Below are 25,585 nucleotides of genomic sequence, written 5' to 3'. Positions count from 1 at the left end.
ACGACTCATGCCCCGGACGACGCGCGGGCCGTCAGCTGGACTTCTCCGCAGAAACCCGCTCGGCGGACTCCTCGGCCTTCGCCGGCGCTGCCGCCGGCGGCTCGGCGGCCTTCTGCTGCGGCACACCCGGCACGATGCCGGCCAGGCCGGAGAGCATCTGCCCGAGCTGCGCGGTGACCGCGTCCTTCTGGCGGGTGAGGTCCTCGACCTCGCGCCGGGCGGCCTGGGTGGTCAGCTCGGCCTCGGTGCGGGCCTCGTTGAGCAGGCGCTGTGACTCGGCCTTGGCCTCGCCGAGCGTCTTCTCGGCCAGCGACTTGGCCTTCTCGACGGTCTCGGAGGCGGTGCGCTCCGACTCGACCCGCCGGGCCTCGGCGCGCTGCTCGATCTCCTTGGCACGCTCCTGCGCGGCGCGGGCCCGCTGCTCGGCCTCGCCGACCAGCTTCTGGGTCTGCGCGACCTGCGCGGCGTGCCGCTCGGACTCCTCGCGCTCGGCCTTCTCCCGCCGCTCGGCGAGCTGGAGCTCCAGAGCCTGGAGGTCCTTGTCCCGCTTGTCGCGGGCGTCGGTGAGTAGCTTGGTCGCCTCGGCGCGCTTCTCCTCGGCCTCACGGGCCGCCTTGGCCCGCTGCTGGGTGATCTCCCGCTCGGCGGTGGCCCGCAGGGTGGCCACCTCCCGCTCGACAGTCGACTTCAGCTCGGCCACCTCGTGCGCGGTGACCGTGCGGAGCTGCTTGGTCTCCCGCTCGGCGTCCGCGCGCAGCGTGTCGGCCTCCCGCCGGGCCTGCACCCGGACCTCGGCCGCCTCCCGCTCGGCGGTGGTGCGGACACTGCCCGCCTCGCGCTCCGCGGTGGCCTTCATGGCCGCCGCCTCGGCCCGCGCCTTGTCGGTGATCTCGCGCGCCTCCAGGCGGGCCGCGGAGAGGATGCCCTCGGACTCGCGCTTGGCCTCGTTGCGGTGGTCGTTGGCCTGCTCCTCGGCCAGCCGCAGGATCTGCTCGACCCGGGTGCCGAGGCCGGAGAGGGTCGGCCGGCTGTTCTCCTCGAGCTGCTTGTTGGTCTCGGCGAGCTTCTGCTCCAGCGCCGCGAGGCGCTGCTCGGCCTGCCGGAGCCGGCGCTGCGCGTCGTTCATCCGCTGCTCGGCCTCGGCGCGGGCCTGCTCGGACTGGGTCAGCGCGGCGGTCAGCCGCCCGATGAAGTCGTCGACCTGGCCGGTGTTGTATCCGCGCAGGCCAACGGTGAAGTCCGGCTGGGAGTTCGCGTTATCGAAGAACGCGAGAGGGGAGGACTGCTGCTGGGGCATTGGCCCATACTCGCAGACGCCCCGGGGTGCTTCGCAAGAGTGGTGCGGAGCTTTCGTGTCCTCATTACATGGTCACCTCCGCCCGCCCGGGAGCCCGTCCGGGACAGGCGATCTTGGCAGGTCCGGGCCGGGGCGCGGGGGCGTGGCCGCCGGGTGTGGAAAAGGACGCCCACCGGTCGGCCGCCCTTTTCCGCGTCACCGTGGGTATCGATCGATTCGGTGCCGGTCGAGCACCGACGAAAGCCAATGCCGGTCTCGGGTGGTTGCAGGGGCCCCCTGCTCGACAAAAAGCGGTAACAGGGGACCCCTGCTACCACCTCACGCGGGTTGGACCAGTTCGACGAGGACACCGCCGGCGTCCTTGGGGTGGACGAAGTTGACCCGGGAGCCGGCGGTGCCCCGGCGCGGGGTCTCGTAGAGCACCCGCATGCCGCGCTCGCGCAGCGCCGCGCACGCCGCGTCGATGTCGGTGACGGTGTACGCGACCTGCTGCACCCCCGGCCCGTTGCGGTCCAGGAACTTCGCGATCGTCGACTCGCCGGTGAGCGGGGCGAGCAGTTGCAGGCAGCCCCCCTCGGTGGTCGGGCCGACCGCCAGCATCGCCTCGCGGACACCCTGCTCGGCGTTGGTCTCGATGTGTACGCAGCGCATGCCGAAGGTGCGCTGGTAGAAGTCGATCGCCGCGTCCAGGTCGGCGACCGCCACACCGACGTGATCGATTCGGCGGATACCGATGTCTGTGACGTAGTCCGCAGCGGGCTCGACGGGGGAGTTCTCAGCCATGGCGCTAGTCTGACCGAACAGTCGTTAAGGCGTACAGGTTCGCCCACCCCTTCGGAGGCAGAGTATGGCTTCGGTGATCGTCAGCGGCGCGCGGACCCCGATGGGGCGCCTGCTGGGCAATCTCAAGGACCTCTCCGCGACCCAGCTCGGCGGGGTGGCGATCAAGGCCGCCCTGGAGCGTGCGGGGGTCGCCCCGGAGCAGGTGCAGTACGTGATCATGGGGCAGGTGCTCCAGGCGGGCGCCGGGCAGATCCCCGCCCGGCAGGCGGCGGTCGAGGCGGGCATCCCGATGTCCGTGCCGGCGTTGACCATCAACAAGGTCTGTCTCTCCGGGCTCGACGCGATCGCCCTGGCCGACCAGCTCATCCGGGCCGGCGAGTTCGACATCGTGGTGGCCGGCGGCATGGAGTCGATGACCAACGCCCCGCACCTGCTGCTCGGCCAGCGCGCCGGCTACAAGTACGGCGACGTGACGATCAAGGACCACATGGCGATGGACGGGCTCACCGACGCCTGGGACTGCTGCTCGATGGGGGAGTCCACGGAGCGGCACGGCGTGCGGCACGGCATCACCCGCGAGGAGCAGGACGCCTTCGCCGCCGCCAGCCACTCCAAGGCCGCCGCCGCGCAGAAGAACGGCCACTTCGCCGACGAGATCACCCCGGTGCTGATCCCGCAGCGCAAGGGCGACCCGCTGGTGATCGGTGAGGACGAGGGCATCCGTCCGGACACCACCGTCGAGTCGCTGGGCAAGCTCCGTCCGGCGTTCACCAGGGACGGCACGATCACCGCGGGCAGCGCGTCGCCGATCTCCGACGGGGCCGCCGCCGTGGTGGTGATGAGCAAGGCCAAGGCCAAGGAGCTGGGGCTGACCTGGCTGGCGGAGGTCGGCGCGCACGGCAACGTGGCCGGTCCGGACAACTCCCTGCACTCGCAGCCCTCCAACGCGATCGTGCACGCCCTGAAGAAGGGCGGGCTCAGCATCTCCGACCTCGACCTCATCGAGATCAACGAGGCGTTCGCCGCGGTCGGTATCCAGTCCACCCGCGACCTCGGGGTGGACCCGGCGATCGTCAACCCCAACGGCGGCGCGATCGCGCTCGGTCACCCGATCGGCATGTCCGGCGCCCGGCTGGTGCTCACCCTCGCACTGGAGCTGAAGCGGCGCGGTGGCGGCACCGGGGCGGCGGCGCTCTGTGGTGGCGGCGGCCAGGGCGACGCGCTGATCATCCACGTGCCGGCCGAGGGCGAGAACGCTCAGTGAGTGAGCTGGGCACCGCCGCGCCGTCGATCCGGCGCAGCCGGGACGTACCGATGCTGGTGGAACGGGCCCGCGCGGGTGACCCCCGCGCGGTGGCCCGGCTGATCACCCTGGTCGAGTCCGGCGACGAGGTGTTGCCGCAGGTCGCGGCGGCCCTCGCGCCGTACGCCGGGCAGGCCCAGGTCGTCGGGTTGACCGGCTCGCCCGGCGTGGGGAAGTCGACCACCACCAACGAACTGGTCCGGGCGCTGCGGGCCCGGGGCCACCGGGTCGGGGTGCTCGCGGTCGACCCGTCCAGCCCGTTCACCGGTGGGGCGATCCTCGGCGACCGGGTCCGGATGCAGGACCACGCCACCGACCCCGGCGTCTACATCCGCTCGATGTCCAGCCGGGGACACCTCGGCGGCCTCTCGGCGGCCACCCCGCAGGCGGTGCGGGTGCTGGAGGGCGCGGGCTGCGACGTGGTGCTGGTGGAGACGGTCGGGGTCGGGCAGGCCGAGGTGGAGGTGGCCTCGCTCGCCGACACCACGCTGGTGCTGCTCGCCCCCGGCATGGGCGACGCGATCCAGGCGGTCAAGGCCGGCATCCTGGAGATCGCCGACATCTTCGTGGTCAACAAGGCCGACCGGGACGGCGCCGACGCCACCGTCCGCGACATCAACGGCATGATCGCGCTGGGCGAGCGCGGGCCGGGCGAGTGGCGGCCCCAGGTGGTGCGCTCGATCGCCGCGCGGGGCGAGGGGATCGACGACATCGCCGCCGCGATCGACAAGCACCGGGGCTGGCTGGTCGAGCACGGCGAGCTGCGTCGCCGCCGCGAGGCGCGGGCCGCCGCCGAGATCGAGGCGATCGCGCTCGGCGTGCTCCGCGCCCGGATCGGCTCGCTCCGCGACGGTACGGGCCTCGCGGCGCTCGCCGGGCGGGTGGCCGAGGGTGCCCTCGACCCGTACGCGGCGGCTGGCGAACTCCTCGCCGAACTGGAGCGGTGAGCCTGCGGCTACCGGCCGGTAGCAGATTCCTTAGCGATCGTTCAGGTGAGCGTCTTACACTCGACGTGCAGTCGAGGACTCGAGGAGGAGCCCTGCGCATGAACGCCGACGAGATCGCCGCCGGACGGGCCCGCTGGCAGGCCCGGTACGACGCCGCGCGCAAGCGGGACGCCGACTTCACCACGCTCTCCGGCCTGCCGGTCGAGCCGGTGTACGGCCCGCCGGAGGGGGTCGCCTACCCGGGCTTCGAGCGCATCGGCTGGCCGGGGGAGTTCCCGTACACCCGGGGGTTGTACCCGACCGGCTACCGGGGACGGACCTGGACGATCCGGCAGTTCGCCGGCTTCGGCAACGCCCAGCAGACCAACGAGCGCTACAAGATGATCCTCGGCGCGGGCGGTGGTGGGCTCTCCGTGGCCTTCGACATGCCGACCCTGATGGGGCGGGACTCCGACGACCCGCAGTCGCTCGGCGAGGTCGGCCACTGCGGCGTCGCCATCGACAGCGCCGCCGACATGGAGGCGCTCTTCGACGGCATCGACCTGGCCGGGGTCACCACCAGCATGACCATCTCCGGTCCGGCGGTGCCGGTGTTCTGCATGTACCTGGTCGCCGCCGAGCGGCAGGGCGCCGACATCGGCAGCCTCGACGGCACCCTCCAGACCGACATCTTCAAGGAGTACATCGCGCAGAAGGAGTGGCTCTTCGACCCCGAGCCGCACCTGCGCCTGATCGGCGACCTGATGGAGTACTGCGCCCGGGACATCCCGCGCTACAAGCCGCTCTCGGTCTCCGGCTACCACATCCGCGAGGCCGGCTCGACCGCCGCGCAGGAGCTGGCGTACACCCTGGCCGACGGATTCGGTTACGTCGAGCTGGGGCTCTCCCGGGGCCTGGACGTCAACGTCTTCGCCCCCGGACTCAGCTTCTTCTTCGACTCGCACGTCGACTTCTTCGAGGAGATCGCCAAGTTCCGCGCCGCCCGGCGGATCTGGGCGCGCTGGCTGCGCGACGTCTACGGCGCCACCAGTGAGAAGGCGATGTGGATGCGGTTCCACACCCAGACCGCCGGGGTGTCGCTGACCGCCCAGCAGCCGGTGAACAACGTGGTCCGTACCGCGGTCGAAGCCCTGGCGGCGGTGCTCGGCGGCACCAACTCGCTGCACACCAACGCCCTCGACGAGACGCTCGCGCTGCCCACCGACGAGTCCGCCGAGATCGCCCTGCGGACCCAGCAGGTGCTGATGGAGGAGATCGGGGTGACCAACGTCGCCGACCCGCTCGGCGGCTCCTGGTACGTCGAGGCGCTCACCGACCGGATCGAGGCCGAGGCGGAGGAGATCTTCGCCCGGATCCGGCAGTTGGGCGGGGACGGTCCACACACGATCGGTCCGATGACCTCCGGCATCCTGCGGGGCATCGAGGACGGCTGGTTCACCGGCCACATCGCCGAGGCGGCCTTCGTCTACCAGCAGGCGCTGGAGAAGGGCGAGAAGAAGATCGTCGGCGTCAACTGCCACACCGGCACGGTCGCCAAGGACCTGGAGATCCTGCGCATCTCCCACGAGGTGGAGCTGGAACAGCGCAAGCTGCTCGCCGAGCGCAAGGCCGGCCGGGACAACGACGCGGTCGCCGCCGCCATCGCGCACATGGTGGCGGTCAGCCGTACCGACGAGAACATGATCCCGGCGATGCTCGACGCGGTCCGCGCCGAGGCAACGCTCGGCGAGATCTGCGACGCGCTGCGTGCCGAGTGGGGCGTCTACCGCGAACCGGCCCGGTTCTGACAACCGGCGCGGGCGGTGCGGGGCTCCACCGGCCCTCCGCACCGCCCGCGACCAGCCGTGGAAGTCACAGGTGTCGGCACGTCGGCTGATCTGTTCCGGACCGGGTACGTGCGAGACTAGATAACCATGAGCGACCCACGGATCACCTCGTCGATCTTCACCCGCGGCGCGGTCGACCTCAGCGCGCTGCGCCCGTCCACCCCGTCCCGTCCCGCCGCCCCCGCCCAGGGCGGCCCGCCCGCCGGTGTGCCGGGCGGTGCCACACCGGGCGCCGGGGTAGCGGTGATCGACGTGACCGAAGCGACCTTCCAGTCCGAGGTGCTGGAGCGTTCGCTGACCACACCGGTCGTGATCGACTTCTGGGCCGAGTGGTGCGAGCCCTGCAAGCAGCTCTCCCCGGTGCTGGAGAAGCTCGCCACCGAGGGCGGCGGCGCGTGGGTGCTCGCCAAGGTCGACGTCGAGGCCAACCCCCGGCTGGCCCAGATGTTCCGGGTGCAGGGCATCCCGATGGTCTTCGCGGTCGTCGGCGGGCAGCCGATCGACGCCTTCTCCGGTGTGGTGCCGGAGGCGCAGCTGCGGCAGTGGATCCAGGCCGTACTCAAGGCCGGCGGCGTCACCGCCGAGCCGGCCGGCGACCCCCGCCTCGACGAGGCCGACGACGCGTTGATGACCGGCGACCTGGACGCGGCCGAGGCGGCGTACCGGAAGATCCTGGCCGAGAGCCCGGCGGACGCCGCGGCCGAGTCGGGTCTGGCCCAGGTCGGGCTGGTCCGCCGGGTCGGCGCGACTGACCCGGTCGCCGCGCTCGCCGCCGCCCAGACCGACCCCGACGACGTCGAGGCGCAACTTCTCGCCGCCGACGTCGAGGTGCTCAGCGGTCAGGCCGAGGCGGCGTACGCTCGACTGGTCGCCCTGGTCCGGCGGACGGCCGGCGACGACCGGGAGAAGGCCCGCCAGCACCTGGTCTCGCTGTTCACCATCGCCGGCCCGGACGACCCCGCGGTCGGCAAGGCCCGCCGAGCCCTGGCGAGCGCCCTGTTCTGACCACCCCCACGCCCGCGCGGGCCGGCGGTGGCCGGCCCGCCCGACCTCACGAGGACGGGAGCCAATGACGCGCCGGATCGCCGTCCTCGACGCGCCGACAAACCTCGGCCTGCGGCCCCCCACGCTCACCTCCGTGCCCGGGTGCGGCAAGGCGCCGGGGGCGCTGCGCGACCACGGCCTCCTCGCCCGGCTGCGGGCCCGGGACGCCGGCTGCCTCACCCCACCCCGGTACGACCCGGGGGACTGGCGTCCCGGTGACGGGGTCTGCCACTCCCGGGAGATCGCGGAGTACTCGGCGGCGCTGGCCGGGCGGATCGGGGACATCATCGACCGGGGCGAGTTCCCGGTGGTGCTCGGCGGGGACTGCTCGGTCCTGCTCGGCTCCGCACTGGCCATGCACCGGCTCGGCGAGTCGGTCGGCGGCCGGATCGGCCTGGTCTTCGTCGACGGTCACTCCGACTTCCGCCACCCCGGCAACGCCTCCTACGTCGGAGCCGCCGCCGGTGAGGACCTCGCCCTGGTGACCGGCCGGGGGCAGGCCGACCTGGCCGCGATCGAGGGCCGCCGGCCGTACTTCCGGGACGTCGACGTGGTGGTGCTCGGCATCCGGGCGCAGGACGAGTACCGCCTGGACCTCCAGGCGGCCGGCATCGTCAACCGGCCGGTGCCGGCGCTGCGCGCCGAGGGGGCGGCCCGGACCGCGCAGTGGGCCCACGAGCAACTGGCCGACTGCGCCGGCTACTGGCTGCACGTCGACGTCGATGTGCTCGACCCGGCGGTGATGCCGGCGGTGGATGCCCCCGACCCGGGCGGCATCGCCTTCGCCGAGTTGGAGATCCTGATCGCCGGACTGGTCGACACCCCGCACTGCCTCGGGGTGGAGCTGACCGTCTTCGACCCCGACTACGACCCGGACGGCGCGTACGCCGCCGAGATCGTCAACACGCTGGTCGCCGGCCTGGCCCCGGTCTCCGCGCCGGGCGCGGTCCCGCCCAAGCTGCTGCCGCCCCGCCCGGTCCCCGCAACCCGCCTGCTGTCACCCCGCCCGGCACCCCCGTCGCTTCCCCTCGGGCCAGCCCACGACGTGGCCCCGTCCGTCGATCCGCCCACCGGCCCGGATCCGGCCGACGGCCTGGACACCCAGGTGGCGACCGAGGGCTCGTGATCGTCCGTACGGCTCGACGAGGGCGTGCGCGCACTTGTTGACAGTTCAGCCACACGACACGCCGACCGCAGTCCACCGTAACTGGCCACTGATCAGGGCCGACCGCACGCTCCGGCGTGTTCCCGGCCCAGCCGGCACCGACCGCCGCCGATCATGGCGTCACTCCAGCCCTGATCGAGACCGGCGAGTTGTACGGCCAGGAACAGCTCCAGAGCCTCCAGACCATCACGCCCGCTGCCTCCACGCCGCGTCCGCCCTGCGCCGTGCTGACGGACCGCCTTGCTGGGCGGACCGTCGGCGATGTCCACTGGCCCAGTGGAAGGCGATCTTCAACAGTCCCGGACCGACCACGTCCAGACACCCGGACCTCACGATTCCAGTTTATCGAGGAGCGTGCGGACCAGTGCGGCGCTTTCCGCGTCACCGGTCTCGGTGAAGGCATCACCCGCCTGCTCCCAACAGCTCCGTGCCTCGTCGAACCGCCGCACCTGCTGCAGGGCGTTGCCCAGGTTGTTCCACGCCATGCCTTCCCGGTGGCGGTCGCCGAACTGGCCGAGGATGTCGCGGGCGGTGGTGTGGGCGGTGATGGCCTCGTCGAACCGCCGCACCTCCGCTAGGGCGAGGCCGAGGTTGCCCCACGCCCGGCCTTCGCGGTGGCGATCACCGAGCTGCCGGTAGATGTCGCGGGCGGTGGTGTGGGCGGTGATGGCCTCGTCGAACCGCCGCACCTGCCGCAGGGCGAGGCCGAGGTTGTTCCACGCCATGCCTTCGCCGTGGCGATCGCCCAATTGGCGACAGATCTCCAGGTCGTTGGTGTGGGCGGTGATGGCTTCGTCGAACCGCCGCACCTCCGCCAGGGTAAGGCCGAGGTTGTTCCACGCCCGGCCTTCGCGGTGGTGGTCGCCGAGCTGGTGGTGGATGTCGCGGGCGGTGGTGTGGGCGGTGATGGCTTCGTCGAACCGCCGCACCTCCGCCAGGGCGAGGCCAAGGTTGCCCCACGCCCCGCCTTCGCGGTGGTGGTCGCCGAGCTGGTGGTGGATGTCGCGGGCGGTGGTGTGGGCGGTGATGGCCTCGTCGAACCGCCGCACCTCCGCCAGGGTAAGGCCGAGGTTGTTCCACGCCATGCCTTCGCGGTGGTGGTCGCCGAGCTGGTGGTGGATGTCGCGGGCGGTGGTGTGGGCGGTGATGGCCTCGTCGAACCGCCGCACCTCCGCCAGGGCGAGGCCGAGGTTGCTCGACGCCTGGGCTTCGCCATGGCGATCACCGAGCTGCCGGTAGATGTCGCGGGCGGCGGTGGTGATGGTGATCCAGTCGGTGAAGTGACGGCGGAAGTTCAGGAAGTGAGCGAGCGCGAACGCGAGGCCGATGGCGATGTGCGGCAGGTCGTGAACGGGGGCGCTGACGCAGACGGCGACGAGGTTGTCGTGTTCGGCGTCGAGCCAGCGTAGGGCGTCCTGCCGGCTGGGGAACCGGGTGGTGTCAGTCGGGTCGGTCGGCGTGAGGTGGGTGTTCGCTGCCTCGGTGTTGTGCAGGTAGTGGGTGAACAGTCGGTGCCGGGCGATGGGGGTCTCGTCGGGGCTGGTGGCAGGTTGGCCGGCGGCGTGGAGGCGGATGAGGTCGTGCATGCGCCACCGGTCGGCGGCCGGTTCGTCGACCAGGTGCGCGCGGTGCAGGTCTTCCAGCAGCACCGCGACCCGGTCGACGGGGAGGTCGGTCAGGGCCGCGGCAGCTTTGGTGGCGATGTCGGGTCCGGGGTTGACCGGTAGGAGCCGGTACAGCAGGGCTTGGTCGTCGGTGAGGTGCTGGTAGGACAGGTCGAACGCGGCCCGCACGGCGACCTGCTGTCGGGACAGCCCGTCGAGGCGGGCCTGGTCGTCGCGGAGCCGGCCGGCCAGGGCGGCAGGTTGCAGGTGGCGGCGGTCAGCCAGCAGCGCGGCGACGACCCGCAACGCCAGAGGCAGCCCCGCGCACAACTCGTCGGCCAGGTCGGTCATCGCCTCCTGCTGGTCCGGCGCGTGCAGGCGCGGATCCTCCGTGCTGCGGCGGTGGGTGATGACCTCGCGGATCAAGGCGACCGCTGCGTCGGTGTCGAGGATGTCGAGGTCGTGCAGGCGGGCGTCGATGTCCAGGGTGTGCCGGGAGGTGACCAGCACCGCGATCGCCGGGTCGCCCGGGAGTAGCGGGGTGACCTGGTCCTCGGTGGCGGCGTTGTCGATGATCAGCAGGAGGCGGCGGTCCTGGCTGGTGTAGGCGTCCAGGACACTGCGCCACAGCCGGGCGCGGTCCTGTACGCCGGCGGGGATGTGCTCACCGGGGATCCCGATGGCCTGCAACCAACCCAGCAACGCGTCGGCGGCGGACAACCGCCGCTCGGGGTCGTAGCCGAACATGTCCACGAACAGCACCCCACCCGGGAACCAACCCGGCCTGCGTAGTGCCCGGTGCGCGGTCTGCACCACCAGTTCGGTCTTACCGACCCCGGCCATCCCCGCCACCGCCGACACCAACACCGACCCGTCCCCACCGTCCGGGGACAGACCCGCCAGCAGGGCATCGACCTGGGTGTCGCGGCCGGTGAACACCGTCGCCGGGCGGGGCAGCCCGGTCAACGCGGGACGGATCTCCGCCGGCAGCGTCACCTGGATGTCGCGGCCCATCACCACCGCGCTGAAGAACACTCCGCTGGTGATCCGGTTCGACACTTCCGCCGGATCAGGAGTCGACGTACTCACCGGGCCGGTCCGTCCGCGTCAGGCTGCTGGCCGGCCGGTAGGGGCAGGACGACGCCTCGCATGTCCCGGCCCATGATGACCGGCCCGTGGAACCGGCCGTCGTCGATCGTGTTGGACACGTGCCCCGCCTGCGGGCCACCTGCCAGCGGCGGCCGACCCGTGACCGGATCCGGTGCCGGTTCACCGGTGGTGCTCACCTGCTCCAGGTCCCGCCCCATCACCACTACGCCGGTGAACCGGCCCCCGCCGATCCGGTTGTCCACGTTCTCGCCCGCCGCCGGCGCTGCGGTGGACGCGCGGCGGGCCTGGACTGCGCTGTACCCGGCCACGACCACGCCAGTGAGGTTCAGGAACACCCCGATTACGCTGGCCCACCGGTCGGCGTCCTCCAACCCCGTCCGTGCCAGCAGAACGCCCAGGGCACACGCCACCAGACCTGCGGCTACGCCCGCCAGCCACCAACCCTTACCGCCACGCGTCGTCACGGATCCATTGTCGACGTACACGCCAGTGGTGCGGCTTGTCCACGCCGATCCAGGGCGGACCCTCGGGGACGACCCGGGACGGAGTATCAGGCGAGGGCACGCAGGAAGCGGGCGGTGATCGGGACGGCCGACTCGGTGCTGGAGCCGCCCCTCTCCACGAAGACGGCGACGGCGACGTCGCCCTGCCAGCCGACGAACCAGGAGTGCGTGTTCGCCGGGTTGTCGTCGTACTCGGCGGTGCCGGTCTTGCCGTGCACCGGCTCGCCGGGGACGCTCCGCAGGGTGGTGGCGGTGCCGGCGGTGACCACCTCGCGCATCATCGTGCGCAGCGGCTCGACCGACTCCGGCCTGAGTTGCGGCCCGGCCGGCGCGGGCTGTCCGGGGGCCGGGTCGAGGACCAGCTTGGGCTGTTCCCAGCGGCCCCGGGCGACGGCGGCGGTGGCGGCGGCCATGGCGACCGGGCTGACCAGCGTGGTGCCCTGACCGAAGGCGGCGGCGGCCCGCTCGGCGGGGGTGCCGCCGGTGGAGACCTTGCCGGTGAAGGCGTCCACGCCGAGGTCCCAGCTTGCCTCCAGGCCGAGCGTCCGGCCGGTCTCGGCGAGGCCGGCGTCGCCGAGCTTCGGGGCGAGCGCGGCGAAGGCGGTGTTGCAGGACTTCGCGAAGTCGGTCCGGAACGGCACCTTCCCCAGGGCGAAGTTCTCCGAGTTTTTGAAGGAGCGGCCGTCGACGGTGAACGTCTTCGGGCAGTCGACCGGGGCGTCCAGGGTCACCGCCTGCCGGTCGAGCAGCCCGAGCGCGCTGACCATCTTGAAGGTCGAGCCGGGCGGCACCTGGGCGGTGAACGCGAGGTTCTCCCCGGCCGGGCCGGGGCCGTTGGCGACCGCGAGCACCGCGCCGTCGCTGACGCGTACCGCGACCAGGGCGGACCGGCGTCGTTCCCCGCGCAGGGCGGCGTCGGCCGCGTTCTGCACCGCCGGGTCGAGAGTGGTCCGCACGGCCTGCCCGGGCTGCGGGTCCTTCCGGAACACCTCGGTCCCGGTCGGCGCCCAGGTGTCCTCCGGCCCCCGCCGTTCGGTGATCACGCTGATCCCGGCGGCGCCGCGCAGCCGCTCGTCGTACCGGCCCTGGAGGCCGCCGTGGCCGACCTGGTCGCCCTCGGCGTAGGCGTCCGGCTTGGCGGCCAGGTCGTCGGCGGTGGCCACGTCGACCGAACCGAGCAGGGCGCGGGCGAACTCCCGGGTGGGCGCCAGTTCCAGCTTCTCGCTGCGGAACTTCGTGCCGGGCAGGTCGTAGATGCGGTCGCGGATCTGCCGGTATGCGTCCTCCCGCAGGGTGACCACCTCGACGAAGGCGTCCGGTTTCGCGTCGGCCAGTCGTTTCGGCAGGTCGGACAGGTCGACCGGTGGGGTGATCGCCGGGCGTACCGCCTTGAACGCGGCGTCGAGCCGGCGGGCCAGCGCCGGGGCGTCGGTGACCTCGCTCGGCTGCACTCCCACCCGGACCACGGGCCGAGGAGCGACGATCGGTGCGCCGGCCGTGTCGAGCACCGCGGCGCGGGGCGCGGCGACCCGGCGTACGGCCAGCCGGTCGCCGCGCAGCAACTGCTCCTGCACCAGGGCGGGCTCCCAGACCACCTGCCACGCGCCGTCCCCGCTGCGGGCCAGCCGGACGGGGCGCTCGTAGCGCCACCGGGTGTCGCCGGGCAGCGTCCACTCCACGCTGATCCGTCCCTCTGCCGAATCCCGGGTGATCTTTGGTTCCCCGGACCGGCGCAGGGTCGGTGGCCGGTCGGCCAGTTCTCCGGAGAGCGCCCGGATCTCCTCGGTCACCCGTTCCGCCGGGACCCGGGCCCCGGTCGGGTCGCGGAAGCCGACCGCGTGCAGGTCACCGGAGCGCCAGCCGGCGAGGAACGCGTCGACGCTCTCCTCCGGTCCGTCACCGCCGGAACACCCCACCAGTGTCGCTGCGGTGACGACCGCCGCGAAAACGGCGTTCCGCATGCGGCGGGTACGCGGGCGGCGGGGCGGGTAGGACAGGGACATGGACCCTCCGATCTCGGCCTGACCTGCACGGTAGTACGCGAACCGTCCACCGGGGGTCCCGTGCCGGGGCCACGAAGTGGGACCGGCGGTGGTGTGATGAACATCGCGGGTCGGGGTACTCCAGCCCCGGCCACCTCGAACCCGCAACGGGTGGATGGGCACAGTCCCGAACCGGAAGTCCAGCCTGTGGTCCGCCGAGGAGAAACGTGATCGACAGGGCCTAGGCTGGACGGTGAGTGACCCACAACGCGGTGGGTCGAGGGGAGTGGCACCGATGGACCGGCGTCCGGCGATCAAACCGGGACCCGACCTCCGGCCGGGAGGCTCCGGCCGCGACGACAGTTTCGAGTCGGCGACCGACCGCGATGGGTCCGGCCGCCTTCATGCAGGAGTAACCGGTATGTCCGGCTCGAGTATCGACACCTTGTACGACCTTGGCCTGCCGGTGGAGGCGCTCGGCGACGACGTGGAGGACGCCGAGCTCGACGAGCCGGTGCCCAACGCGGAGCGCCTGGTCGCCCAGGCGGTCGCGCTGGCCGGCGACGACCACGGCGCGGCCACCCTGGTCGACCGCTTCTGGCGGTTCGCGCCGGACGAGGAGCTGATCGGGTTCACCGCCGAGGAGATGCTCGACGCCGCCCGGGCCCACCGCGAACTGGCCGAGCAGCGGGTTCCGGGTGAGTTGAAGCTGCGGATCCACGAGCCGGACGCCGAACAGCACCACACGGTGATCGAGATCGTCACCGACGACATGCCGTTCCTGGTCGACTCCGTGACCGCCCTGCTCAACTCCCACCACCTGGACGTGCACCTGCTGGTGCACCCGCTGGTGGTGGTCCGGCGGGAGCCGTTGGGTCGGCTCGCCGAGGTGGCGGCGGACGTCGAGCCGGACGACGCGATCGACGGCGACATCGTCGAGAGCTGGATGCACATCGAGATCGACCCGATCCGGGACCCGGCCCAGCGGGACCGGCTCCGCGCCGAACTCCAGCGGGTGCTCACCGACGTCCGGGAGGCCGTCGAGGACTGGCCGAGGATGCGCCAGCAGGCCATCGACCTCGCCGAGGAGCTCTCCGCCGCGCGGACCTCCGACCACCGTCCGCCGGTGCCGGAGAAGGACATCACCGACTCGGTGGAGCTGCTGCGCTGGCTGGCCCACGACCACTTCACCTTCCTCGGCTACCGGGAGTACCGCCTGGTCGAGGTGGACGAGGGCGGTACCCCCGACGAACCGCGTGGCCAGGCGCTGGAGGCGACGCTCGGCACCGGCCTGGGCATCCTGCGGCAGGACCGCACCGAGCCCCGGACGCTGTCGTCGATGCCGCCGGAGGCGCACGAGAAGGTGCTGGAGAAGCGCCTGCTGATCATCACCAAGGCGAACTCCCGGGCGACCGTCCACCGCTCGGCGTACCTCGACTACATCGGTTTCAAGATCTTCAACGAGCACGGCGAGGTGGTCGGGGAGCGGCGCTTCCTCGGGCTCTTCTCCACCGCCGCGTACCGGACCAGCGTGCGCGAGCTGCCGGTGGTCCGCCGCAAGGTGGCCGAGGTGATGGAACGCTCCGGGCTGAGCCCGCGCAGTCACTCCGGCAAGGACCTGCTCCAGATCCTGGAGACCTACCCCCGCGACGAGCTGTTCCAGATCAAGACCGACGACCTCTACCACGCGGTGATCGGCGTGCTCCGGATGGCCGGGCGTCGCCAGCTGCGGGTGTTCCTGCGCCGGGACGGCTACGGCCGGTTCATCTCCTGCCTGATCTACCTGCCCCGGGACCGGTTCACCACGCAGAACCGGCTGCGCATGCAGGACATCCTGCTGCGCGAGCTGAACGGGGTCGGGGTGGACTACACCACCCGGGTCACCGAGTCGATGCTGGCCCGGGTGCACTTCATCGTCCGGACCGACCCGGCGAACCCGCCCGGTGACGTCGACGCCGACCTGCTCGCCGAGGAACTCGCCGACGCGACCCGGCTCTGGGACGACGACTACCGGCTGGTGCTGGAGCGCAAGCTCGGCGACGAACAGGCCAAGCACCTGTTCACCCGGTACGCCGACGCCTTCCCCGAGGGCTACAAGGACGGGCACACGCCGTACGAGGCGATGAAGGACCTGGCCAAGCTGGAGCTGCTGGAGGAGCCCGGCCAGCTCGAGATGCACCTGTTCCGCAAGCAGTTCGCCCCGCGCAACGGCGCGCGGGGCGCGGGCGATCCGGCCGAGGCGATGGACGTCCGCTTCAAGGTCTACCGCAACGGCGAGCCGATGCTCCTCTCCGACGTGCTGCCGGTGCTGCACTCCCTCGGGGTGCGGGTGGTCGACGAGCACCCGTACGAGGTGGACCGGATCGACGGGCGGATCTACCTCTACGACTTCGGCCTGCAACTGCCCGAGGGGCACCAGGAGCTGTCCGAGGTGCGCCCGCACGTGGAGAACGCCTTCGCCGCCGCATGGCGGGGCGAGGCCGAGGTGGACGGCTTCAACGAGCTGGTGCTGCGCGCCGGGCTCACCTGGCGGCAGGTGGTGGTGCTGCGCGCGTACGCGAAGTACCTGCGCCAGGCGGGCACGGTCTTCTCGCAGGACTACATGGAGTCCACCTTCATCGCGTACCCGAAGATCGCCACCCTGCTGGTGGAACTGTTCGAGGTGCGCTTCGACCCGGCCGTCGGGCTCACGCCCGAGGAACGGGACCGGCGCGGCACGGAACTGGCCGACACCGTCAACGCGGCCCTGGACGACGTGTCCAGCCTCGACCAGGACCGCATCCTGCGGGCGTACCTGACGTTGATCCGGGCCACCCTGCGGACCAGCTTCTTCCAGCGGGTGGACGGCGGGCGACCCAAGTCGTACGTGGCGTTCAAGCTGGACCCGCAGGCCATCCCGGATCTGCCCGCGCCCCGCCCGAAGTACGAGATCTTCGTCTACTCGCCCCGGTTCGAGGGCGTGCACCTGCGGTTCGGGCCGGTGGCCCGGGGCGGGCTGCGCTGGTCCGACCGGCGGGAGGACTTCCGTACCGAGGTGCTCGGCCTGGTCAAGGCGCAGATGGTGAAGAACGCCGTGATCGTGCCGGTGGGGGCCAAGGGCGGCTTCGTGCTCAAGCAGAAGCCGGGGGACCGGGACGAGGCGGTGGCCTGCTACCGGGAGTTCATCTCCGCCCTGCTCGACGTCACCGACAACATCGTCAGCGGTGCGGTGGTGCCCCCGACCGACGTGGTGCGCCACGACGGCGACGACCCGTACCTGGTGGTCGCGGCGGACAAGGGGACGGCGACCTTCTCCGACATCGCCAACGAGATCTCCACCGCGCACCAGTTCTGGCTGGGGGACGCGTTCGCCTCCGGCGGTTCGGCCGGCTACGACCACAAGAAGATGGGCATCACCGCCCGGGGCGCCTGGGAGTCGGTCAAGCGGCACTTCCGGGAGCTGGGGCACGACACCCAGACCGAGGACTTCACCGTGGTCGGCGTGGGCGACATGTCCGGCGACGTGTTCGGCAACGGAATGCTGCTCAGCGAGCACATCCGCCTGGTCGCCGCCTTCGACCACCGGCACATCTTCCTCGACCCGGAGCCGGACGCGGCGACCTCGTACGCCGAACGGAGACGGCTGTTCGAGCTGCCCCGGTCGTCGTGGGAGGACTACGACTCCGGCCTGATCTCCGCAGGTGGTGGGGTGTACCCGCGGACCGCCAAGTCGGTGCCGATCTCGCCGCAGGTCCGGGCGGCGCTCGGCCTCGACGGCGACGTCACCCAGATGTCACCGCCGGAGCTGATGAAGGCGATCCTGACCGCCCCGGTGGACCTCTTCTGGAACGGTGGCATCGGCACCTACGTCAAGTCCACCGGCGAGACCAACGCCGAGGTCGGGGACAAGTCCAACGACGCGATCCGGGTCAACGGCAAGGACCTGCGCTGCCGGGTGGCCGGCGAGGGCGGCAACCTGGGCTGGACCCAGCTCGGCCGGATCGAGTACGCCCAGTCCGGCGGCCGGATCTACACCGACTTCATCGACAACGCGGCCGGGGTGGACTGCTCCGACCACGAGGTGAACATCAAGATCCTGCTCAACACGGCGGTGGCCGACGGGGAGCTGACCGTCCCGGACCGGGACGAACTGCTCGCCGAGATGACCGACGAGGTCGCCGAGCTGGTGCTGCGGGACAACTACGACCAGGCACGGGCGCTGAACAACGCCCAGGCCCAGTCCGCGTCGCTGCTGCCGGTACACCGCCGGATGATCAGCGACCTGGAACGCTCCGGTGCGCTGAACCGCGCGCTGGAGGCGCTCCCGTCCGACGAGGAACTGGCCGCCCGAACCGAGACCGGGCTGACCGCGCCGGAGTTCGCGGTGCTGCTCGCGTACGTGAAGATCGCGCTGGAGCGGGAGATCCTCACCGACGGGCTGGCCGACGAGGAGTGGACGACCGACGTCCTGGTCAACTACTTCCCGACGCCGATGCGGCAGCGTTTCGCCGACCGGATGGAGCGGCACCGGCTGCGCCGGGACATCGTCACCACCGTGCTGGTCAACGAGGCGGTCAACCGGGGTGGCATCTCGTTCGTGTTCCGGGTGGTCGAGGAGACGGCGGCGTCCCCGGCGGACGTGATCCGGGCGTACGTGGTGGTCCGGGAGGTCTTCGGGCTCCGGGAGCTGTGGAACGCGATCGAGGCGCTGGACAACCGGGTCGCCCCGGAGTTGCAGACCAGTGGCTACCTGGACACCCGGCGGCTGCTCGACCGGGCGGTGCGCTGGCTGGTCACCAACCGGCGCTCGCCGATCGACGTGCCCGTCGAGATCGCCCGCCTGCGCGACGGGGTGGCCCGGCTCCTGCCGGAACTGGAGAACCTCTTCTACGGTGCCGAGCGGGAGGCGCTGGCCGCGCACGTCGACACGATGAGCAAGCGGGGGCTCCCCCGGGAGCTGGCCGAGCAGGCGACCCGGCTGATGTACAGCTTCGGCCTGCTGGACGTGGTGGAGACGGCGGCGCAGACCGGCAAGGACGTCGGCGAGGTGGCCTCGGTCTACTTCGTCCTCTCCGACCGGTTCCGGGTCGACTCGCTGCTGTCGAAGATCTCCCTGCTGCCCCGGGAGGACCGCTGGCAGACCCTGGCCCGGATGGCGTTGCGGTACGACCTCTACGCCGCCCTGGCCGCGCTCACCAACGAGGTGCTCGACTCCACCGACGCGGCCCTGCCGTCGCAGGAGCGGGTGCAGGTCTGGGAGCAGTCCAACGCCGTGTCGATCCACCGGGCCCACCGGGCGATGGGGGAGTTCGACGAGTCCCGGGCGGACCTGGCCGCGCTCTCCGTCCTGCTGCGGCAGATCCGGACGTTGGTGCGTACCTCCTCGGCGAGCTGAGGCGGGTCCACACGCCGCGCGCCCGGTGGGAGCTCCCACCGGGCGCGCGGCGCAGGGCGTCCGCCACCGGCCGTCAGGTCACCAGGGTGGCGAAGACGATCACGTTGTCCGGGTAGTCGCGGTTCCGCTCGTCGAACTGCCCACCGCAGGTGACCACCCGTAGCCCGGCCCGGTCGCTCGGGCCGTAGACCAGCGCGGAGGGGAACTCCGCCTTCGGGTACGACCGCACCGCGTCGACCCGGAAGGTGGCGGAGCTGCCGTCCCGACGGGCGACGGAGATGGTGTCGCCGGGCAGCAGCGCGCCCAGGTCGAAGAAGACGGCCGGCCCGATGTGGCTGGAGTCGACGTGGCCGACGATCACCGCGTTGCCGATCTCGCCGGGGGAGGGGCCGGGCCGGTACCAGCCGGCGAGCTGCGCCTGCTCCAACGGGGGCACCTCGACGGTCCCGTCCGCCGCCACCCCCAGCGACATGATCGGGGCGTTCACCCCGATCCGGGGGATGGTGATGGTGGTGGGTTCGGACCGGTCCATCCCGACCGGGTCGGTGTCGCCCGCTTCCGTGTCGGGGTCGCCCGCGGCCCGGTCGGCGGGGTTCGGCGGGGTGCCGGTGACCGGCACGCCGATGCCGACCGCCGGCTGCGGTGGCCGGGGCGGCTCCGGCTCCGTCAATCCCACCCCGAGCAGCCCGGCCCCGAGTACGCCGAGGGTCACCACGGCCGCGCCGACGGCGCGCCACGGTCTCCCGTGACGGCCGCCGGCGGGCTTCCCCGCGTCAGACCAGCTCATCGGCCCGACGACGCCGCATCAGCACGATGCCGCCGAGCGCGGCGGCCCCGAGCATCGCCGCCCCGCTGACCGCCATGCCGCGGTCGCCGCCGGTGGCGCCACCGTCACCGCCGTCGACCGGCCCCGTCGGCAGGACGACCAGGGTGCCCTCGCCGCAGGAGCCCTTGACCTTGTACGTGCCGGGCTCGGCATCCGCCGGGATCTCGGCCTCGCCGTAGTACACGAACTTCGGTCCCTTGTGCCCGGCCTTCTCCTCGGCAGCGGCCTCTTCCTCGGCGCCCTTGTCCTTGCCGTTGGCCTCCGCCTCGGCAGCGGCCTCCTCCTCGGCGGCGGCCTCGGCCTCGGCCTTCTTGCGCGCGGCCTCCTCTTCGGCCTTCTTCCTGGCGGCCTCCTCCTCGGCCTTCTTCTTGGCGTCGTCCTTGACCTCGTCGCCGCCACCCCAGCCGCCGGACTTGGAGTCGCCGTTCATACCCGGCTGTCCGGCCTCGTCCCCGTGGCTGTCCCAGCCGTTGCCGGACTCGGATTCGGAGTCCTTGCCGTTCTTCGAGCCGTGGCCGTTCCAGCCGCCCTCGGACTCGGAGTCCTTGCCGTTCCAGCCGCCCTCGGAGTCCTTGTCCTTGCCGTTCCAGCCGCCGTGCTCCGAGCCGGAGCCGTTCGGCGACTCGTCGTTCCCGGACTCCTCGCCCCGCGCGTCGCGCTCGTGCTCCTTCTTGTGGTGGTCCCGGGCGTGGAGCTTGACCTTCCCGGTCACCTTCGACCAGACGAAGGCGTGCTCCTGGCGGTCCGCGCAGACCTCGATGAACTTGACATCGTGGCCCGGCTGCACGGCGTGCGGATCGACGTAGACCTTGCCCTTGTGGTGGTCGTGGTGCCCGTTGCCGTTGTCGGCGAAGGCGATCCCCGGCGTGAAGACCAGCAAGGAGGCCCCGCCGAGGGCGGCGCCTGCGACGACCTTCCCGAGCTTGTTGGTAGCCATGACCTGCGTCACTCCATCCCTTTTCGTCCTGGCCCGGCGGAAGCCGAGCTAAGGCAGACGTTAGACCGATTCGCGACCTATGCGGGGAAAGATTCGCGTTTAGGAGTCTGTCGGCTACCGGCCGTCCCGGGTGGTAGGGGGCGTTCGCGGGCATCACCTCCCGCCCGCGGCGTTACCGGCCGATCGCCCGGAAATTCCCGGTCGATGACGTACAGGTATCGAGAGGTTGTCATGGAAGCGCTCCCATGCAAGAATCACTGCACTGCGTACGAGGAGCCACACCGCGTAGCCGGAGCGTCGAGGGCAGCCGGTCCCCACCGGACGACGTCGCGGCCGTACCGTCGGTCGGCTCGCTCGGCCGCAGGGCACCACCGCTGCCCGTCCGGGTCGGGCACCCCCATCACCCCCGAGGGCCTCTGTGGAACGCCGTTTCCCGGGCCTGAAAGCAGCCGGGCCGTTCCCTGGTCCGGTCTCGCCCAAGGAGATCAGTGGCATGAATCTGTGGAGAAGTCTGTCCGCCAGGCGGCGGGCACTCGCGCTGACCGGTGCGAGCGCCCTGGTCGCCGGCGGCCTGGTGACCATTCCGGTCACCGTGGCGCACGCCGCGACCCAGTGCGACGTCAGCTACACGTCCAGTGACTGGCAGGGCGGGTTCACCGCCTCCATCACCATCAAGAACCTCGGCGACCCGCTGAACGGCTGGACGCTCGGCTTCACCTTCCCGGACGCCAACCAGCGGGTGCAGCAGGGTTGGTCGGCGCGCTGGACGCAGTCGGGCCAGAACGTCACCGCGCAGAACGAGTCCTACAACGGTGCGCTCGCCACCGGGGCCACCACGAGCCTCGGCTTCAACGGCTCCTGGAGCGGCAGCAACCCGAAGCCGACGTCGTTCACCATCAACGGCACGGCCTGCAACGGCGGGACGCCCCCCACCAGCCCGCCCCCCTCGACGCCGCCGCCGACCACCCCGCCGCCCACCACGCCGCCGCCCGGTGGCCCCAAGGTGGACAATCCGTACGCCGGGGTGAAGGGGTACGTGAACCCGGAGTGGAAGGCCAAGGCGGACGCGGAGCCGGGCGGTAACCGGATCTCCAACAACCCGACCGCCGTCTGGCTGGACCGGATCGCCGCCATCGAGGGCACCGACGACAGCAGCTCCAACGGTTCGATGGGCGTGCGGGACCACCTGGACGCCGCGCTCGCCCAGGGCGCCGGCTACATCCAGTTCGTCATCTACAACCTGCCCGGCCGGGACTGTTCCGCGCTCGCCTCCAATGGGGAGCTGAAGGCGGACGAGCTGCCCAAGTACAAGGCCCAGTACATCGACCCGATCGCCGCGATCCAGGCCGACCCGAAGTACGCGGCTCTGCGGATCATCAACATCATCGAGATCGACTCGCTGCCGAACCTGGTGACCAACACCTCCGGCAACCCGGGCGGCACCGCGATGTGCGACACCGTGAAGGCGAACGGCGCGTACGTCAACGGGGTCGGCTACGCCCTGGCCAAGCTGGGCGCGCTCGGCAACGTCTACAACTACATCGACGCCGCCCACCACGGCTGGATCGGCTGGGACAGCAACTTCACCCCCACCGCCAACCAGCTCAAGGAGGCCGCGGTGGCCTCCGGCAGCACGGTGAACAACGTGCACGGCTTCATCGTCAACACGGCGAACTACTCCGCCCTGAGGGAGCCGTACATCAAGATCACTGACAGTGTGAACGGCCAGACCGTCCGCCAGTCCAAGTGGATCGACTGGAACCAGTACGTCGACGAGCTCTCCTTCGCCCAGGCGTTCCGCAACGAGCTGGTCCGGGTCGGCTTCAACTCCGGTATCGGCATGCTGATCGACACCTCCCGCAACGGCTGGGGCGGCACCGCCCGGCCCACCGGTCCGGGTGCGACGACCAGTGTGGACACCTACGTCAACGGTGGCCGGGTCGACCGCCGGCTCCACGCCGGCAACTGGTGCAACCAGGCCGGTGCGGGCCTCGGCGAGCGTCCGAAGGTCGCGCCCGAGCCGGGCATCGACGCCTACGTCTGGGTCAAGCCCCCGGGCGAGTCGGACGGCTCCAGCAAGTACATCCCGAACGACGAGGGCAAGGGCTTCGACCAGATGTGCGACCCGACCTACACCGGTAACGCGCGCAACGGCAACAACATGAGCGGCGCGCTGCCCAACGCGCCGATCTCCGGTGCCTGGTTCTCCGCGCAGTTCCAGGAGCTCATGCGCAACGCGTACCCGCCGCTCTCCTGAACCTCCGCGGCCTGTCCGCCGCCTCCAGGTTGTGAGGCGCCTGAGGCGGCGGACCTCCCCCCGGGGCCCCCGGCCCGACCCACGCGGTCGGCCGGGGGCCCCGCCCGTCTGCTCAGGGCACGGTGCGCTCGACCGCCGCCCGGCCGTCCCGCTCCAGGTCGCGCCGGGCCCGTTCGACGTTCTCCGGATCCGGGTCCTGGCCCCGGGCCACCGCCAGGTCCGCCGGATCCCAGGGCTGCTCCGCACCGGTACGGACGGTCGTGCGGCCCACGCCGCTGGTGCCGGCGTACGCGTCGCCGATCAGCTCGTCGGTGTCACCGCTCCCGGCCGGGGACTCGCCCGGTGCCACGAAGTCCGGGGTCTCGTCGTCCGGGCCACCGCCGGTCACCAGCTGCGGCACCGTCGTCTCGTCGTCCGCCGCGGCGGCCATCTCGGGGCTCTCCTCCAGCGGCCGGTCGGCGTTACGGTCGCGATCGGTCATGTTGCTGCCCTCCTGTCCCCAGGCGCGTTCCCTGATCCCTCTCGCGTACCCCGCATGGCCCACCCCATGCGCCCCACCGGGTCGCCCCGGCCGACCCGGTGACCGGTCGGGGTCGGGCTCCCCGGCGGTCAGCGTGCCGGGTCGGAATCGGGCTCCGCCGGGGCCTCGGCCGGCCGCAGCCACTGCCACACCAGGAAGACCATCCCGAGCAGGAGCATCCCCAGGCCCGCCCAGAGGTTGATCCGTACCCCCTCGGCCTTCTCGATCGCCGCCCGGTCGTCGAGGAGTCCGGTACCACCCACGATGAGCCCGTACGCGACGAAGAGCCCACCGATCACCCGGCGGATGTCGAACAGCCGGGCGGCGGCCGACCGGCCGCGTTCCCGTTCGGTCTCGTCCACCAACGGGTCGTTGGCCGTCTGGTCGTCCATGGCGTGCGCCTCCTAGAGGACCGGCAGGTAGAGCAGGGCGGACAGGAGCAGGACGATCCCGCCGAGCAGGATCGGCGAGCGGTACCAGGCGGTGTCCCCGACGAGCCCGTCGGCGGTCAGGTCGATCGCGCCGGTGCCGTAGACCAGGCCGCGCAGCTCGTCGTCGCGTTTCGGGCGGGTGAGCGGGGTGACCACGACGGCGACCACGGCCACCGTGACGAACGCGATGCCCGCACCCCAGAAGCTCTCCTCCAGGTCGGAGTTGAACGCCAGCACGCCCCCCTTGTAGAGCAGGTACGTCGCCAGCGAGGCCACCGTGCCGGACAGCAGCGACAGGAAGCCGGCCGTCGGGCTCATCCGCTTCCAGAACATGCCGATGATGAAGGTGGCGAAGAGCGGGGCGTTGAAGAGCGAGAAGAGCGCCTGGATGTAGTTCATGATGTTGCTGAAGCCGGCGGCGATGAACGCGGTGCCGATGCCGACCACCACGCCGCCGACGGTGGCGAGCCGCCCGACGCGCAGGTAGTACTCGTCGGAGCGGTCCCGGTGGACGTACGCCTGCCAGATGTCGTAGGTGAAGACGGTGTTGAAGCCGCTGACGTTGGCCGCCATGCCGGCCATGAACGAGGCGATCAGACCGGTCACCGCCACCCCGAGCACGCCGTTGGGGAGCAGGTCCCGCATCAGCAGCGGAATCGCGTTGTTGTACTGGAGGCCGCCGGTCTCCGCGCCGAGCCCCTGCACCGTGACCAGCGCGATCAGGCCGGGGATCACGGTGACCACCGGGATGACCAGCTTCGGGTAGGCGGCGATGATCGGCGTACGCCGGGCGGCGTTCATGTTCCGCGCGGAGAGCGCCCGCTGCACCTCGGCGAAGTTCGTGGTCCAGTACCCGAACGACAGCACGAAACCGAGCCCGAAGACGATCCCGATCCAGTGCGCGCCGAGCGGGTTGGCGGTGCTGCCGGTGTCCGCCCAGGTGTGCAGACCGGCCTCACCCAGCTTCGAGTCGCGGACCGCGTCCATCAGGCCGTCCACGCCCCCCACCTTGACCAGCCCGATGACGGTGATCGGGATCAGCCCGGCGAGGATGACGAAGAACTGGAGCACCTCGTTGTAGATCGCGCCGGAGAGCCCGCCGACGGTGATGTACGCCAGCACGATCGCCGCGCCGACCACGATCGCCACCCAGAGCGGCCAGCCGAGCAGGGCCTGCATCACCAGGGCCAGCGCGTACAGGTTCACCCCGGCGATCAGCACCTGGGCGACGGCGAAGCTCAGCGCGTTGAGCAGGTGGGTGGGGCGGTTGAACCGCAGCCGCAGGTACTCGGGCACGCTGCGGACCCGCGAGCCGTAGTAGAAGGGCATCATCACGATGCCCAGGAAGACCATCGCCGGCACGGCGCCGACCCAGTAGTAGTGCAGGGTCATCATGCCGTACTGCGCGCCGTTGGCGGCCATCCCGATGATCTCCAGTGCACCGAGGTTGGCCGAGACGAAGGCGAGGCCGGTCACCCAGGCCGGCAGGGAACGCCCGGAGAGGAAGAAGTCGACGCTGGTGCGGATCGCCCGGCGGGCGGCGAAGCCGACCCCCAGCACGGTGACGAAGTACAGCACGAGGATGCCGTAGTCCAGCACGTCCATGTCGAGTCGCAGGCCGCCACCGTCCATGCCCCCGTCCCCTTCGGTGAGGTTCGATACGGGCCGGTACTACC

At 71.6% G+C, this 25,585-nt stretch carries 17 protein-coding genes; 7 read left to right on the top strand and 10 right to left on the bottom strand.

Annotated elements, in window-relative coordinates:
- Positions 1-31: 31 nt before the first annotated feature.
- Both IGA62_RS06730 and mce read right to left on the bottom strand, forming a co-directional pair.
- Positions 32-1,297, bottom strand: a complete 1,266-nt coding sequence (locus IGA62_RS06730; protein WP_145815776.1) for a DivIVA domain-containing protein — start codon at positions 1,295-1,297, stop codon at positions 32-34.
- A gap of 318 nt (positions 1,298-1,615) precedes the next feature.
- A complete protein-coding gene (mce, locus tag IGA62_RS06725) occupies positions 1,616-2,080 on the bottom strand; it encodes a methylmalonyl-CoA epimerase (RefSeq protein WP_091450793.1) in 465 nt (154 codons plus the stop codon).
- Between the two features lie 64 nt (positions 2,081-2,144).
- Here mce and IGA62_RS06720 point away from each other — a divergent pair, with 64 nt between their 5' ends.
- The 5 genes from IGA62_RS06720 (at position 2,145) to IGA62_RS06700 (ending at position 8,326) form a co-directional block, all read left to right on the top strand.
- Positions 2,145-3,344 carry an acetyl-CoA C-acetyltransferase gene (locus IGA62_RS06720; protein ID WP_145815777.1) on the top strand — a complete coding sequence of 400 codons (1,200 nt, stop codon included), beginning with the start codon at positions 2,145-2,147 and terminating at the stop codon, positions 3,342-3,344.
- 50 nt (positions 3,345-3,394) lie between these two features.
- Complete coding sequence (gene meaB / locus IGA62_RS06715) at positions 3,395-4,330, top strand: methylmalonyl Co-A mutase-associated GTPase MeaB (protein ID WP_232625048.1); 936 nt, start codon at positions 3,395-3,397, stop codon at positions 4,328-4,330.
- Positions 4,331-4,428: 98 nt separating this feature from the next.
- Positions 4,429-6,117 carry an acyl-CoA mutase large subunit family protein gene (locus IGA62_RS06710; RefSeq protein ID WP_145815779.1) on the top strand — a complete coding sequence of 563 codons (1,689 nt, stop codon included), beginning with the start codon at positions 4,429-4,431 and terminating at the stop codon, positions 6,115-6,117.
- 126 nt (positions 6,118-6,243) lie between these two features.
- Positions 6,244-7,161 carry a tetratricopeptide repeat protein gene (locus IGA62_RS06705; protein WP_145815780.1) on the top strand — a complete coding sequence of 306 codons (918 nt, stop codon included), beginning with the start codon at positions 6,244-6,246 and terminating at the stop codon, positions 7,159-7,161.
- Between the two features lie 64 nt (positions 7,162-7,225).
- Positions 7,226-8,326 carry an arginase family protein gene (locus tag IGA62_RS06700; RefSeq protein WP_332838459.1) on the top strand — a complete coding sequence of 367 codons (1,101 nt, stop codon included), beginning with the start codon at positions 7,226-7,228 and terminating at the stop codon, positions 8,324-8,326.
- A gap of 368 nt (positions 8,327-8,694) precedes the next feature.
- Here the strand turns inward: IGA62_RS06700 and IGA62_RS06695 are convergent, their stop codons facing one another.
- The 3 genes from IGA62_RS06695 to IGA62_RS06685 form a co-directional block, all read right to left on the bottom strand.
- A complete protein-coding gene (locus IGA62_RS06695; protein WP_232624905.1) occupies positions 8,695-11,058 on the bottom strand; it encodes an ATP-binding protein in 2,364 nt (787 codons plus the stop codon).
- Positions 11,055-11,543, bottom strand: a complete 489-nt coding sequence (locus IGA62_RS06690; protein WP_145815782.1) for a hypothetical protein — start codon at positions 11,541-11,543, stop codon at positions 11,055-11,057. Before IGA62_RS06690 ends, IGA62_RS06695 begins: the two co-directional genes overlap by 4 nt.
- An 86-nt stretch (positions 11,544-11,629) precedes the next feature.
- The gene (locus IGA62_RS06685) at positions 11,630-13,585 is read right to left on the bottom strand and encodes a penicillin-binding transpeptidase domain-containing protein (protein WP_145815783.1); all 1,956 of its coding nucleotides are present in this window, start codon (positions 13,583-13,585) and stop codon (positions 11,630-11,632) included.
- Positions 13,586-13,859: 274 nt separating this feature from the next.
- Here IGA62_RS06685 and IGA62_RS06680 point away from each other — a divergent pair, with 274 nt between their 5' ends.
- Complete coding sequence (locus IGA62_RS06680; RefSeq protein WP_145815784.1) at positions 13,860-18,938, top strand: NAD-glutamate dehydrogenase; 5,079 nt, start codon at positions 13,860-13,862, stop codon at positions 18,936-18,938.
- 73 nt (positions 18,939-19,011) lie between these two features.
- Here the strand turns inward: IGA62_RS06680 and IGA62_RS06675 are convergent, their stop codons facing one another.
- Together IGA62_RS06675 and IGA62_RS06670 are read right to left on the bottom strand one after the other, a co-directional pair.
- Positions 19,012-19,725: a class F sortase gene (locus tag IGA62_RS06675; protein ID WP_145815785.1), complete on the bottom strand. Its 714-nt coding sequence runs from the start codon at positions 19,723-19,725 to the stop codon at positions 19,012-19,014.
- A complete protein-coding gene (locus tag IGA62_RS06670) occupies positions 19,712-20,701 on the bottom strand; it encodes a hypothetical protein (protein ID WP_186499729.1) in 990 nt (329 codons plus the stop codon). Before IGA62_RS06670 ends, IGA62_RS06675 begins: the two co-directional genes overlap by 14 nt.
- A gap of 493 nt (positions 20,702-21,194) precedes the next feature.
- Here IGA62_RS06670 and IGA62_RS06665 point away from each other — a divergent pair, with 493 nt between their 5' ends.
- Complete coding sequence (locus IGA62_RS06665) at positions 21,195-22,958, top strand: glycoside hydrolase family 6 protein (RefSeq protein WP_145815786.1); 1,764 nt, start codon at positions 21,195-21,197, stop codon at positions 22,956-22,958.
- Between the two features lie 112 nt (positions 22,959-23,070).
- On the opposite strand, the gene IGA62_RS06660 is transcribed toward IGA62_RS06665, so the two are convergent.
- From IGA62_RS06660 to IGA62_RS06650, 3 genes are all read right to left on the bottom strand, one after another.
- On the bottom strand, positions 23,071-23,439 hold the full coding sequence (locus IGA62_RS06660; RefSeq protein WP_145815787.1) for a hypothetical protein: 369 nt from the start codon (positions 23,437-23,439) through the stop codon (positions 23,071-23,073).
- A gap of 128 nt (positions 23,440-23,567) precedes the next feature.
- A complete protein-coding gene (locus IGA62_RS06655) occupies positions 23,568-23,870 on the bottom strand; it encodes a hypothetical protein (RefSeq protein WP_145815788.1) in 303 nt (100 codons plus the stop codon).
- Between the two features lie 12 nt (positions 23,871-23,882).
- Positions 23,883-25,541, bottom strand: a complete 1,659-nt coding sequence (locus tag IGA62_RS06650; protein ID WP_145815789.1) for a sodium:solute symporter family protein — start codon at positions 25,539-25,541, stop codon at positions 23,883-23,885.
- Between the last annotated feature and the right edge of the window lie 44 nt (positions 25,542-25,585).

Origin of the sequence: Micromonospora sagamiensis, assembly GCF_014680085.1 — a bacterium.
GTDB lineage: Bacteria > Actinomycetota > Actinomycetes > Mycobacteriales > Micromonosporaceae > Micromonospora > Micromonospora inyonensis.
Note: the sequence above shows the minus strand (reverse complement) of the source record. Positions and strands in the feature narration are given on the sequence as shown.